14 protein-coding genes are annotated in these 12,755 nt (G+C 31.4%); 8 read left to right on the top strand and 6 right to left on the bottom strand.

Going from position 1 to position 12,755, the window contains the following annotated elements; translation table 11 throughout:
- Positions 1–26 precede the first annotated feature (26 nt).
- The 6 genes from ASC41_RS12560 to ASC41_RS12535 form a co-directional block, all read right to left on the bottom strand.
- Positions 27–608, bottom strand: a complete 582-nt coding sequence (locus tag ASC41_RS12560) for a hypothetical protein (protein WP_055436990.1) — start codon at positions 606–608, stop codon at positions 27–29.
- Between the two features lie 227 nt (positions 609–835).
- Positions 836–2,026: an enoyl-ACP reductase FabV gene (fabV, locus tag ASC41_RS12555; protein WP_055436989.1), complete on the bottom strand. Its 1,191-nt coding sequence runs from the start codon at positions 2,024–2,026 to the stop codon at positions 836–838.
- Positions 2,027–2,029: 3 nt separating this feature from the next.
- Positions 2,030–3,430, bottom strand: a complete 1,401-nt coding sequence (gene lpdA / locus ASC41_RS12550) for a dihydrolipoyl dehydrogenase (RefSeq protein ID WP_055436988.1) — start codon at positions 3,428–3,430, stop codon at positions 2,030–2,032.
- A gap of 257 nt (positions 3,431–3,687) precedes the next feature.
- Entirely contained in the window at positions 3,688–4,461 is a 774-nt protein-coding gene (locus ASC41_RS12545; RefSeq protein ID WP_055436987.1) for a LuxR C-terminal-related transcriptional regulator, read from the bottom strand.
- A gap of 74 nt (positions 4,462–4,535) precedes the next feature.
- Positions 4,536–5,165, bottom strand: a complete 630-nt coding sequence (locus ASC41_RS12540) for a CPBP family intramembrane glutamic endopeptidase (RefSeq protein WP_055436986.1) — start codon at positions 5,163–5,165, stop codon at positions 4,536–4,538.
- Between the two features lie 12 nt (positions 5,166–5,177).
- Positions 5,178–5,636: an Lrp/AsnC family transcriptional regulator gene (locus ASC41_RS12535; RefSeq protein ID WP_055436985.1), complete on the bottom strand. Its 459-nt coding sequence runs from the start codon at positions 5,634–5,636 to the stop codon at positions 5,178–5,180.
- Between the two features lie 178 nt (positions 5,637–5,814).
- Between ASC41_RS12535 and ASC41_RS12530 the strand changes: the two genes are divergently transcribed.
- The 8 genes from ASC41_RS12530 to ASC41_RS12495 all read left to right on the top strand — a co-directional run bounded on the left by ASC41_RS12530 (position 5,815) and on the right by ASC41_RS12495 (position 12,632).
- Positions 5,815–7,029, top strand: coding sequence for an aminotransferase class I/II-fold pyridoxal phosphate-dependent enzyme (locus ASC41_RS12530; RefSeq protein WP_055436984.1), 1,215 nt, complete (start codon positions 5,815–5,817; stop codon positions 7,027–7,029).
- A gap of 25 nt (positions 7,030–7,054) precedes the next feature.
- Positions 7,055–7,711, top strand: a complete 657-nt coding sequence (locus ASC41_RS12525) for a MarC family protein (protein ID WP_055436983.1) — start codon at positions 7,055–7,057, stop codon at positions 7,709–7,711.
- Positions 7,712–7,947: 236 nt separating this feature from the next.
- Positions 7,948–9,414 (top strand): Na+/H+ antiporter NhaC family protein, encoded by a 1,467-nt coding sequence (locus ASC41_RS12520; RefSeq protein ID WP_055436982.1) that lies wholly within the window; start codon positions 7,948–7,950, stop codon positions 9,412–9,414.
- A 146-nt stretch (positions 9,415–9,560) separates the two neighbouring features.
- Positions 9,561–10,199, top strand: coding sequence for a peroxiredoxin (locus ASC41_RS12515; protein WP_055436981.1), 639 nt, complete (start codon positions 9,561–9,563; stop codon positions 10,197–10,199).
- 12 nt (positions 10,200–10,211) lie between these two features.
- Positions 10,212–10,520, top strand: a complete 309-nt coding sequence (locus ASC41_RS12510) for a thioredoxin family protein (protein ID WP_055436980.1) — start codon at positions 10,212–10,214, stop codon at positions 10,518–10,520.
- Between the two features lie 48 nt (positions 10,521–10,568).
- A complete protein-coding gene (locus ASC41_RS12505) occupies positions 10,569–10,826 on the top strand; it encodes a DUF6952 family protein (RefSeq protein WP_055436979.1) in 258 nt (85 codons plus the stop codon).
- Positions 10,827–10,997: 171 nt separating this feature from the next.
- The gene (locus ASC41_RS12500; protein WP_055436978.1) at positions 10,998–11,567 is read left to right on the top strand and encodes a Crp/Fnr family transcriptional regulator; all 570 of its coding nucleotides are present in this window, start codon (positions 10,998–11,000) and stop codon (positions 11,565–11,567) included.
- A gap of 60 nt (positions 11,568–11,627) precedes the next feature.
- A complete protein-coding gene (locus tag ASC41_RS12495) occupies positions 11,628–12,632 on the top strand; it encodes an NAD-dependent epimerase/dehydratase family protein (protein ID WP_055436977.1) in 1,005 nt (334 codons plus the stop codon).
- Positions 12,633–12,755: the final 123 nt, after the last annotated feature.

The raw sequence follows: 12,755 nt of genomic DNA, 5'->3' as shown, positions 1-12,755 counted from the left end.
ATTCTTTGTTTAATTTTATTTAAAGCTTAATCTCTCTCAACAATTACTTCTTCTGTTTCCGAAAGATACTCCATGACAATCTTTTTCATTTTTAAAGCATCTTCTTGGTTCATTTTAAAATCTCTTCTTTTTAATTTATATTTTCTAGATAGCCAATTTTTAAATTCAATATATGCGCTCTTTCTTTTGTTTTGATAAAGGTTGTAGCCTTTGTTTTTTGAGCTTATTATCTTTAGAATTTTCCCATTAGAAACAATGAATGTTTTTTTGCATTTATAAGGCATTTTACCTAATAGTTTATCTAAATCTGAATAATAAGTAGAATTAACAACTACTTTTTTACCTGTAACGCTAAGTACTTCAATCTCTTCAGTATCTTGCATAATACTACTCCAAGCATAATAATCGGCATGCTCACGTTTATTTTTTGTTACCGTTAATGTATTCCAATATTCACCAAAGTTTTTATGTATAAGGTTAAGAGTTGCAATAGAATCTTTTTGGTTAAAGCTTTTTACATAATCTTCGACAAGTGCAACGTTTTTGTTTTGCGAATTGCTAAAGGACATAAAAAAACAAAAAACAAGTGCTAGGTAGGCAGTTTTCATAATGTTAGTATATTAAATTTGGGATTATAAATATACTTAAATACTCGATTAAAAACTATAATAATCGACAAAACACACTTTGTTTTAACATACGTCTATTAAAACTGCTAAGCCTAAAATATAAAAACGTAAGATTATTACTGTTATATTAAAATGAAAATTACTTTTTAAAACAAAAAAAAGCGAACTGATATAAGTTCGCTTTTAATACTATATGTGTTGTAAAACTATGCGTTTATACTTGGAATGTTAACCATTTCATCAACATCTTTATCGTAATCAATACCATCGACTTTAAATCCGAAAAGATTAAAGAAATCTGTTTCGTAACCTTTTAAATCTCCAATTTCTGGTAAAGTTTCTGTTGTAGCTTGTTTCCAAAGCTCTAAAACTTTAGCTTGAATATCGTCGCGCATTTCCCAATCATCAATTCTAATGCGTCCCGCTTCATCTAAAGGCATATTTTCAGCATACAAACGTGCATTAAACAAACGTTCAATCTGTTCAATACAACCTTCGTGAATACCTTCTTCTTTCATTACTTTATATAATAATGAAATATACAATGGTATTACTGGAATTGCAGAACTAGCTTGTGTTACTAATGCTTTATTAACCGATACATAGGCTTGTCCATTAATATCTTTTAAACCATCTGTAATTTTAAAAGCTGTTGCTTCTAAATGGTCTTTTGCACGACCAATAGTTCCTTTTCTGTAAACTGCTTCAGTTAATGAAGGGCCAATATAAGAGTAAGCAACTGTTTTAAAATCTTTAGATAAAACACCTGCAGCTTTAAGTTGATCGATCCACATTTGCCAATCTTCACCTCCCATTACAGTAACAGTATTTTCAATTTCCTGCTCTGTGCAAGGCTCTATAGAAACTTCTTTAACTTCACCTGTATGAAAATCTACTGTATTATCTGAAAACTTTTGTCCTATTGGTTTTAAAACCGATTTAAAACGTTCTCCAGAATCTGGATGTGTACGTACTGGAGAAGCCAAACTATAAACCAATAAATCTATTTCTCCTAAATCCTTTTTGATTAGGTCAATAGTCTCCGTTTTTATAGCATTAGAAAATGCATCTCCATTTATACTTTTTGCATATAATCCATCTTTATGAGCCTGAGCTTCAAAAGCTGCACTATTATACCATCCTGGTGATGCTGGACGACCTGCTGTTGGTGGTTTCTCAAAAAAAGCACCAATAGTTGCAGCGTTAGATCCGTAAGCACTTGTAATACGTGATGCTAATCCAAATCCTGTAGATGCACCGATTACTAATACTTTTTTAGGACCTTCTGTAACTGGTCTTTCCTTTATATAATCTATTTGGTTTATTACGTTTTGCTCACAACCTTTTGGATGAGATGTTAAACATATAAAACCTCTTGTTTTTGGTTCTATTATCATAATTTATACGTGTAAAGCTCTATCATCTGTTGCTGCTAAAGCGGCTTCTTTTACTGCTTCTGCAAATGTTGGATGTGCGTGAGACATACGAGAAATATCTTCTGCGCTTGCTCTAAATTCCATAGCAACTACTGCTTCAGCAATTAAATCTGCACAACGTGCACCAATCATGTGTACACCTAAAACTTCATCCGTTTTTTCATCGGCTAAGATTTTTACAAATCCGTCGATATCTCCACTTGCTCTTGCTCTACCTAAAGCTCTAAAAGGAAACTGTCCTGCTTTGTAAGCAACACCTTCTGCTTTTAACTCTTCTTCAGTTTTACCAACTGCAGCAACTTCTGGCCAAGTATAAACAACACCTGGAATTAAGTTATAATCGATGTGTGGTTTTTGTCCTGCTATAGTTTCAGCAACAAAAGTTCCTTCTTCTTCAGCTTTGTGAGCTAACATTGCTCCTTTTACAACATCACCAATGGCATAAATATTAGAAACATTTGTTTGTAAATGTTCGTTTGTTTCTACTTGTCCACGATCTGTTAACTTAACACCAGCAGCTTCAAGGTTTAAACCATCTGTATATGGCTTACGTCCTACAGATACTAAACAATAGTCTCCTTTAAACTCTACTACTTCTCCTTTTTTGTTTTCTGCTTTAACGATAACTTCGTCTCCATTACGCTCTACAGATTGTACTTTGTGAGACAGCATCATTTTGCATTTTGCTTTCTTAAAAACTTTGTTAAGTTCTTTAGATAAGCCTGCATCCATTGTTGGAAGAATGCGATCCATATATTCTATAACAGTAACTTCTGCTCCTAAACGACGGTATACTTGACCTAATTCTAAGCCAATAACACCACCACCAATTATAATTAAATGCTTAGGGATTTCTTTAAGTTTTAAAGCTTCGGTAGATGTTATTACACGTTCTTTATCTAGTGTGATAAATGGTAAAGTAGATGGTTTAGATCCAGTAGCAATAATACTATGCTTAGCCTCAATCTCTGTAGTCTCTTCTCCTGTAATTGTTATGTGTGTAGCGTCTTTAAAACTTCCAACACCTGTAAAAACATCGATTTTGTTTTTCTTCATTAAAAAGTCAATACCTCCTGTTGTTTGGTCTACAACGGCTTGCTTACGACCAATCATTTTTTCTAGGTTTACTTTTATCTCTCCTGGTATTTCAATACCATGCTCTTCAAAATGTTTTGTAGCTTCCTCGTAGTGGTGAGAAGAACTTAACAATGCTTTACTAGGAATACAACCAACGTTTAAGCAGGTTCCTCCTAATGTTGAATACTTTTCAATTATTGCTGTTTTCATTCCTAGTTGTGCGCAACGTATTGCTGCTACATATCCTCCAGGTCCTGAACCAATTATGGCTACATCGTATTTACTCATAAAAAATGTTTTTGTATAGTTTTTCGTTTTGCGAAAATGACAAATTTAATATTATAACAAAAGTACAATTTTGAATGACTAATTACGAATGGTTTCCGGGAATTTTAACGTTTAGTTTTTTAGATAACTAAAACAAAAAAAAGCCTAATTAGAAAAGTGCTTTCTAGACTAGGCTTTTAAATAATAGAATTGATTAATAGCAATGCGAAGTTCTAAATAATTATAAAACTCTACAATACTCAATTTGAGTAATTTTATTAATATACCAGAGTTCTATTAATTTTTAGCATCCCTATTAACTCTCCAGTTGATGATATTTTAAGTTTCTTTAAAATGTTCCTTCTGTGCGTATCTACAGTATGCGGACTAATATTTAATCGTGCAGATATTTCTTTACTAGAATAATTTAAGACCAACAACCTAATAACATCGCGTTCTCTATTGCTTATTCCTGAGTGTAAAAGTTTTTGCGAAAAATTATTATGATAAATGGTTTCATATTCATTTTTATCGTTTAACAACTTTGCTGTAGCTGCAATTGGCATTTTAATATTATTGCATAAAACTGTGTAATGTGCCAAACCTATAATTGGTTTCTTGTTAGTATCGAAAGCTAAAGGTGTTGTGTTTTGAATAATATTTACATACTCTCCTTTTGCTTTTTTAAATCTGTAATTCCATGTATAATTGGCAGTAGTTCTATCTTTTTCAGAAATTTCATCAATTGTAAATTCCATCAATTGGTTTAAGGCTGATAGCCAAACTTCTATATCTTCTGGATGAATTCTACTCCAAAAATATTTCATGCCTTTAGCTTTAAGCTCAACAGAATCTAAGCCTAAACAGGCTTTAAAGTTTTTACTGATGTATTCGAACTTTAAGTCTTGAGTATTTGTAATACAAAAGAATGTAGAACTGTAAGGCAGAAACTGATCCAGCTCTATTATTTTTTGAATGTGAGTTTCTAAAGAAGGCTTACTATAAGATTCGAAAATAGATTTATAGACTTCCTGTATTTCTTGGTATTCCATAATAAATGATTAATAGCGCTTACAAAGTAATAATTTTACTACAATAAAAAAAGGCTACCAACTATTTATAAAGGCTAACTAGGGAATCCAAGCATTTCTCCCATACCCACGGTAAACAACCAACAACCATAAATAGCATGTTCTATAGATACTAAAAGTGTAGATTTTGTTTTTTTATAAGTGAAAGCAAAAAGTAAACCTCCTAAAAAGGTTAAAACGATTACCAGAGTATTTTTAAAAAATAAATGTGCTAAAGAGAATACAATCGCATTTACAAAAATGAATAGGTTTTTATTCTGAAATAAATTCTCGTAACGCTGAAAATAAAATGTTCTATAGATTAATTCTTGTGGGTAAACTGAAAAAGCAGAATACACAAATAGAAAAAACAACCACATTAAAGGTTTGTTTAAAACAACTTTAAACAGATTTTCTCTATCTGAAAAATAGACAAAAGCAATTGTTATAAAAGCGATAGCGACTAACTTAACTAAAGTATCTCTAAAAAATCGAGACCAATTAAGACCTTTAGCTACTTTTAATTTGTTTTTCTGAACTTTCAACAATACATATATTATATACGCAAAGCCTGTTATAGCAATAATTCCTTTTATCTTAAAGGAAAAATTTAATGTAAAACTTACTGGAGTGACAATAAATATTATAAAAAATTCTATAAGCTTATATTTTGCAGATTGAAACATAGTTCTTAAATATTAAACAGAAATTGCTGTTGTATGTTTCACTTCGTTAATCATGAACATACTATGTGTGCTTCCAATATGGTTAATATTAGTTAACTTATTTACCATAAATTCTCTAAAAGCCTCCATGTCTTTTACCAAAACTTTTAGCAAATAGTCATAATCACCACTTATGTGAAAACATTCTAGAACTTCGTCTAATTCGGTGACCTCCTTTTCAAACTTCATTACATAAGCTTGAGAATGCTTTTCTAATTTAATATGACAAAAAGCAACAAACGATTTTTCTATAGCTTCCTTTTTTATTAAAGCCACATATTTATCTATTACGCCATTATTTTCAAGTTTTTTAATACGCTCGTAAACAGCTGTAATGGATAAGTTTAATTTATTTGAAAGTTCCTTATTGGTTTGCTTACAATCTTCTTGTAGCAATTGAATTAGCTTAGTATCTATAGCATCAAAAGTCATAATCGAAAAATTTTCAGTTGGATTGGGAAATTCTAAATAAATAATTAAAATTAAACCACAAAAATATAATTATTCAGTTTTAAAAACTGAATTTAAACAAATCTATTGATTATTAATCTAAAATAGATCAGTTTTACACCATAATAATCACATACATTAATTACTTATATACAAAACTATGAAATTTAAACCAGCAAATAATATTCAGGACCTACAATATTTTGGAGAATTTGGAGGTATAAATCCTTCAATTTCAGACTCATCTACTTACACCTTTATATCTGCAAAAACAATGCAAGATACTTTTGAAGGTAATACAGATGGTTGTTATTTATATTCAAGACATACTACTCCTTCTAATCTATATTTAAGTCAAGCTTTGGCTGCAATGGAAGGCACAGAGTCTGCTAATGTTACAGCTTCTGGAATGGGTGCAATTACACCTGTAATTTTGCAACTTTGTGGCGCTGGAGATCACGTAGTTTCTAGTAGAACTATTTATGGAGGTACTTATGCTTTCTTAAAAAACTTTACACCGCGTTTAAATATTACAACATCTTTTGTAGACATTACAAAATTAGATGTTGTTGAAGCTGCTATAACTCCTAATACTAAGGTTTTATATTGTGAATCTGTTAGTAACCCATTATTAGAGGTTGCAGATATAGAAGGTTTAGCAAAATTAGCTAAAAAGCATAATTTAAAATTAGTGGTAGATAATACATTCTCTCCTTTATTGGTTTCTCCTACTGTTTTAGGTGCAGATATAGTAATACATAGTTTAACAAAATTCATTAACGGATCTAGTGATACTGTTGGTGGTGTAGTTTGTGGAACGCAAGAATTTATAGACAGTTTAAAAAGTGTAAACGATGGTGCTTGTATGCTTTTAGGAGCTACAATGGATAGTTTTCGTGCAGCTTCAGTGCTTAAAAATTTAAGAACATTACATATTAGAATGCAGCAACACAGTTATAATGCTACTTTTCTGGCTGAAAAATTTGAAGATTTAGGTATAAAAACAGTGTATCCAGGATTAGCATCTCATCCTTCTCATGAGTTATTTAAAACAATGATGAATGAAAAATACGGATTTGGCGGCATGCTTACTATAGATACTGGTTCTCTTGAAAAAGCAAATGCTTTAATGGAATTAATGCAAGAGAAAAACTTAGGCTACTTAGCAGTAAGTTTAGGGTTCTACAAAACACTATTTAGTGCTCCTGGAAGTTCTACTTCTTCTGAGATTCCTGAAGACGAACAAAAAGAAATGGGATTAAGTAACGGGTTAATTCGTTTTTCTATTGGATTAGATGCAGACATAGAACGTACTTTCGATATAATGAAAGCATGTATGCTTGAAATTGGTGTTCTAAAAACAGAAATGGTATAATTAAACTAGCAATTTTATAAGTACAATGAACGAAGTAATAGCATTCGGGATCTTATCATTCACCTCCTTTTTTACGTTGATAAATCCTTTTGGCACAATGCCAATATTCATGACGATGACTGCAGACTTAGATAAAAGTCATAGAACTAAAACTGCACAAAGAGCATCGATAGTATCATTTATTACCATAATAATCTTTGCCTTTTCTGGTCAAGTATTATTTAATTTCTTTGGCATCTCTGTAAATAGTTTTAGAGTTGTTGGTGGTGTCATCTTTTTTCTAATGGGAATGGACATGCTACAAGCACGCTTAGGAAAAGTAAAATTAAAAGACTCCGAGATTAAAACCTATATAGATGATATTTCTGTAACACCATTAGCAATCCCGATGATTTGTGGACCTGGCGCATTAACCAATGCCATAGTAATGATGGAAGATGCACATTCTATAGAGAAAAAAGTAATACTTATTCTTGCTGTAGTAGCTGTTATATCTTTAACCTATATTATTCTATACAGCTCGACTAAAATTATTAAAATTCTTGGTCAAACAGGTATAAATGTAATGATGCGCTTAATGGGTTTAATAGTTATGGTAATAGCTGTAGAATTCTTTTTTAGCGGTCTTAAGCCAATAATATTAGATATTTTAAATAGCCAAGCAAGTAGTATTATCTCTTAAAGAAATGACAATCGTTTAATTTTAAACACTAAAAAACCTGAATATAATAAATGTTCAGGCTTTTTTTACACTTATAAAACTAAGTCATATTTATTAAAATAACTTCTCAAATGGCAACTAAAAAAAGAATTCGACTATGTAAATCTATATAAACCGTTAATTTACAGCACATACTTGAATTTGCATAACTTCTTGTAAAATCGTAACATTACATATCCAAAAATAAACTGACTAACATGCAAGACGATAATCTTTCTGATATAGATATTAATGACCAAAAAATAATTGACAATAAAGAACTCAATATTTTCGAAGCATTAATACCTGTAGTAATTTTAATGAGCTTGTTGGCTTACAATATCTTCTTTGTAGAAGGCCAAGAATGGTTTGGTGGTTATACAAATCAAATCATTTTATTAATAGGTGGTTTTGTAGCCATGATTGGTGGTTTTTTAAACAAAGTCTCATTTAAAATTATGGTTAAAGAAGTTTGGGAAAACCTAAGAAGTGTCTTCACTCCTATCTTGATACTCTTTTTTGTTGGTGCATTAGCTGGTACATGGCTAGTTAGTGGTATTATTCCGGCTATGGTTTATTATGGTTTACAAGTATTAAATCCTTCTATATTTTTACCAGCCTCTGTAATAATCGCAGCTATTATATCTATTGCAACAGGAAGTTCATGGACCACATCTGCAACCGTTGGTATTGCATTAATTGGTATTGGTAGTGCTTTAGGTATACCATCTGGAATGATTGCCGGTGCGGTTATTTCTGGAGCCTATTTTGGAGATAAAATGTCACCTTTAAGCGACACCACTAACCTTGCTCCTGCAATGGCTGGAACAGATTTGTTTACACACATTCGTTACATGACAATTACTACAGTACCTACAATTGTAATTACGCTAATTGTTTTTGCTATACTAAGTACTACAGTAGACACAACAGGAAGCGCAGATATTAGTGGCTTATTAGCAACTATGGATGCTACTTTTAATATTACACCTTGGTTATTTACTGTTCCTTTAGTAGTTGTTGGATTAATACTATTAAAAACAAAACCACTTATAGCTTTAGGTATAGGTGTAACTCTTGCGGCTGTTTTTGCTTTTATATTTCAACCAGAAATTTTAAATGGAATAGCAGATACTAAAATTGGTGCAATTACAAATGCCATTTTAACAGATACTAGTATAGTTACAGATAATCCTAAACTTAACGACTTATTTAGTTCTGGTGGAATGAATGGTATGATATGGACCATACTACTTATATGTTGTGCCATGGTGTTTGGTGGTATTATGGATGCCATTGGTGCCTTAGCCAGAATTACAAAAGCATTATTATCTATAGCAACAACTGTTTTTGGTTTATTTGCAAGTACAGTAATAAGCTGTTTAGGTTTAAACACTATTGCCAGCGATCAATACTTAGCATTAGTTATACCAGGTAAAATGTTTAAAAAAGCATATCAAGACAAAGGTCTTGCACCAGAAAACTTAAGTAGAACTCTTGAAGATTCTGGAACAGTAACCTCTGTATTAATACCTTGGAATACTTGTGGAGCTTATCAATCTGGTGTATTAGGTGTTGGCGTTGGCGAATACTTTGTTTATGCTGTTTTTAACTGGCTAAGTCCATTTACTACACTTTTCTTTGCGGCGCTTAATATAAAAATAAAACTACTTAAAGATAAATAACTAAAAATTATAACTACAACCTTTTACTATAATCAAAATTTATAGCCTAATAAGATTTTAAGATTTTATTAGGCTATTTTTTTTGCCTTCTAATGTATCTTTGTAATTAGAAAAAACAATCTAATAATTATACAAATTTTACACAAATGGCAATAGTAGGAAAACAGTTCCCAGATTTAAATGTAGACGCAATGAACGAAATGGGTGACACCTTTAAATTAAACGTTCTTGAAGAAGCAAAAAACAACAAGAAAAAAGTATTATTATTCTGGTACCCAAAAGATTTTACTTTTGTTTGCCCAACAGAATTACACGCATTCGAAGCTGCTAAAGCAGAATTTGAAAAAAGAAATACTATCGTAATTGGTGCTTCTTGTGATACTCCAGAAGTTCACTTTGCATGGTTAAATACTCCAAAAGATAACGGTGGTATTGAAGGTGTAACATACCCAATTCTTGCAGATTCTAACCGTAACTTAGCAAATACTTTAGGTATTTTAGATATCACTAACGAAAAGTACAACGAAGAAACTGGTGTTGTAACTGTAGACGGAGACAACGTAACTTACAGAGCAACTTACGTAATAGACGAAGATGGTGTTGTACAACACGAAGGTATAAACAACATGCCAATTGGTAGAAACGTAAACGAATTTTTACGTATTATCGATGCATTAACGCATGTACAAGAAAAAGGAGAAGTTTGTCCTGCAAACTGGGAAGAAGGAAAAGACGCTATGTCTGCTAACAGAACTGGAACTGCTGAGTATTTAGCTTCTCACTAAAAATAAAATATTATGGTACAAGAATTAAGTCAAGACAATTTAGCCGAAATTATTGCTGCTAACGATACTGTAGTAGTACAATATTCTGCAACGTGGTGTGGTAACTGTCGTATTATGAAACCAAAGGTTAAGAAATTAGCTGGCGAATTAAAAAATATAACATTTGTTATCGCTGATGCGGAAAAATTCCCGGAATCTAGAAAATTAGCTACAGTAGATAACTTACCAACATTTGCGGCTTTTAAAGACGGAAAATTTGTAAATCAAACACAGACTAACAAATTCGATGTTTTAAAAGCATTAGTTGACGAAGTAGCATAATAACAAAACTATTTTCGCTTTCGCGGAAGTAAAAAAATAAATTTATCAATGAAATTACCAGTAATAAAACACCTTACGCAATTTATAGAAGACAACGACGAAGACTTTGTTATCGAAACCATTGAAACGCTTGAAGCCCTAACCGAAGTACCTTCTCTTAAAGATGAGGAACTAGACGTTATTGGAGAATTAATCTCTAATATGTATGGCGCTATAGAAGTGAATAAAATGATTAAAGATGGAGCGACTAAAAAAGATGCCGTTAATGGTTTTATGAAACGTGTTTTAGGATCTATTGATAAATAGAAAAACTGAAAAAGAAAAATTATTTAAAACCACTTTGCGAAAGCAAAGTGGTTTTTTGTTTTTACTCAAACCTAAAACTTTAATAATTTTGGCTAACTTCGTTTCATTATCTATAAAATCAAATAACACAAAACTTTAGCACAGTGTTTTATAGCATTACATACTCTAACAATGAAAAACTTACTAAACTATATTCAATCTCGATTTACTTTAACTGAAGACGATATCCGTTTAGTTAAAAACTATTTTATAATCGAAAATAGGCCTGCACAAACCAAGCTTTTAGAAGCCGGTAAAACAGAACGCTATATTTATTTTTTAAGTGAAGGCATTGTAAAAGGCTATCAAAATATTGATGGAAAAATTGTAATACAACATTTAGTACCAGAGCACGATTTTTTCACTTCTTTAGAGAGTTTTATGACCGAAACTCCTGCTCCCGACTACTACGAAACCGTTACCGATTGCAAACTATTAAAAATCTCTAAATCAGATTACAACCTACTACAAGCCAACTCTACATTTTGGAGCAATTTTATAAAAACGGTTACTAACGAACATTTAAATTGCAAACTAGAACGCGTTAAAGATTTTCAGATATTAACAGCAAAACAACGCTATTTAAAATTTGTAGAACAGCAACCAAACCTGGCTTTAAATGTCTCTATAGATAATATCGCTTCCTTTTTAGGTATGGAACCACAATCTCTAAGCAGAATTAGAAAACAAATCACTTTCTAACAAATGTTATTTTTAGACTCTTAATTACCACAGACCTTTGCTCAAACAAAAAACAAAAACATGAGTAAAGACATTGCATTAGTTACAGGTGGAAACGGACATTTAGGAAATAATTTAATACGCTTGCTACTTTCTAAAAACCAACACGTAAGAACCACCGTTAGAGATATTAATAATACTTCACCTTTTAAAGGTTTAAATTGCGAAGTTGTGCAAGCAGACCTTTTAGACAAACCATCACTAGAAAAAGCCTTTAAAGGTGTTACACATCTATATGCTGTAGCTGCAAATTTTAGTATGTGGGCAAAAAATCCAAAGGTCGAAATTTACGACAACAACTTAAAAGGCACACAAAATGTATTCGATGTGGCTAAAGCTTGTGGTATTAAAAACATTGTGTACGTAAGTTCTGTAGCTTCTTTAGATTTTACAACCTTACCAGCAAATGTAGATAATGGCTATAATAAAGACCGTAGAAACTGGTATTACAATTCTAAAAACGACTCCGATAAACTTGCTTTAAAATTAGGCAAAGCATATAATATTAGAACCGTATTAATTTTGCCATCTGCCATGATTGGTAGCTACGCACACAAATTAAGCTATTCTAATAATTTAGTCCATCAAATTTTAAAAGGCGAAATTCCCATAGATACCAACGTTACTTTAAATTGGGTAGATGTAAAAGATGTAGCTTTTGGCACTTATCAAGCCATGATAAAAGGCGAAAACCAAGAACGCTATATTCTTTCCAACCCAACACACACCACATTGCAAAACAGTGTAAAAATAGCAGCAAATTTATATCCAGAACTAAAACTAAAAACACCTAAAAAAGTACCTAAATGCTTATTGTATTCCGTTGCAGGATTAATGGAATTTAGTAGTAAAATAACAGGAAAAGAACCCTTACTACAACGCCACTATTTAGATATGTTTTATGGTTTAAAACAAAATTACGACATCAATAAATCTAAAACCGTTTTAGGCTATAATCCAAAGACATCAAAACAAGCTTTAGAAGAAGCCCTTAACTACTTAAAAAATGATTGGGAGCAGAAATAAATTATTTTAAGCCACTTTGCGAAAGCAAGGTGGTTTTTTTTATATTTTTATTTTACAATTACGGTTTGTCACAAATTATGCTAACTAAACTTTAGTAACTTTGATTTTGCATATTAAAAGACA

This window comes from Lacinutrix algicola (genome assembly GCF_001418085.1).
GTDB classification, from domain to species: Bacteria; Bacteroidota; Bacteroidia; order Flavobacteriales; family Flavobacteriaceae; genus Lacinutrix; species Lacinutrix algicola.
The sequence above is the reverse complement of the archived record's forward strand: the minus strand, read 5'-3'. Positions and strand labels throughout refer to the sequence as shown.

Coding starts and splice junctions, on each gene's coding strand:
- ASC41_RS12560 (WP_055436990.1), bottom strand. CDS start 608: ATGAAAACTGCCTACCTAGCACTTGTTTTTTGTTTTTTTATGTCCTTT.
- fabV (WP_055436989.1), bottom strand. CDS start 2,026: ATGATAATAGAACCAAAAACAAGAGGTTTTATATGTTTAACATCTCAT.
- lpdA (WP_055436988.1), bottom strand. CDS start 3,430: ATGAGTAAATACGATGTAGCCATAATTGGTTCAGGACCTGGAGGATAT.
- ASC41_RS12545 (WP_055436987.1), bottom strand. CDS start 4,461: ATGGAATACCAAGAAATACAGGAAGTCTATAAATCTATTTTCGAATCT.
- ASC41_RS12540 (WP_055436986.1), bottom strand. CDS start 5,165: ATGTTTCAATCTGCAAAATATAAGCTTATAGAATTTTTTATAATATTT.
- ASC41_RS12535 (WP_055436985.1), bottom strand. CDS start 5,636: ATGACTTTTGATGCTATAGATACTAAGCTAATTCAATTGCTACAAGAA.
- ASC41_RS12530 (WP_055436984.1), top strand. CDS start 5,815: ATGAAATTTAAACCAGCAAATAATATTCAGGACCTACAATATTTTGGA.
- ASC41_RS12525 (WP_055436983.1), top strand. CDS start 7,055: ATGAACGAAGTAATAGCATTCGGGATCTTATCATTCACCTCCTTTTTT.
- ASC41_RS12520 (WP_055436982.1), top strand. CDS start 7,948: ATGCAAGACGATAATCTTTCTGATATAGATATTAATGACCAAAAAATA.
- ASC41_RS12515 (WP_055436981.1), top strand. CDS start 9,561: ATGGCAATAGTAGGAAAACAGTTCCCAGATTTAAATGTAGACGCAATG.
- ASC41_RS12510 (WP_055436980.1), top strand. CDS start 10,212: ATGGTACAAGAATTAAGTCAAGACAATTTAGCCGAAATTATTGCTGCT.
- ASC41_RS12505 (WP_055436979.1), top strand. CDS start 10,569: ATGAAATTACCAGTAATAAAACACCTTACGCAATTTATAGAAGACAAC.
- ASC41_RS12500 (WP_055436978.1), top strand. CDS start 10,998: ATGAAAAACTTACTAAACTATATTCAATCTCGATTTACTTTAACTGAA.
- ASC41_RS12495 (WP_055436977.1), top strand. CDS start 11,628: ATGAGTAAAGACATTGCATTAGTTACAGGTGGAAACGGACATTTAGGA.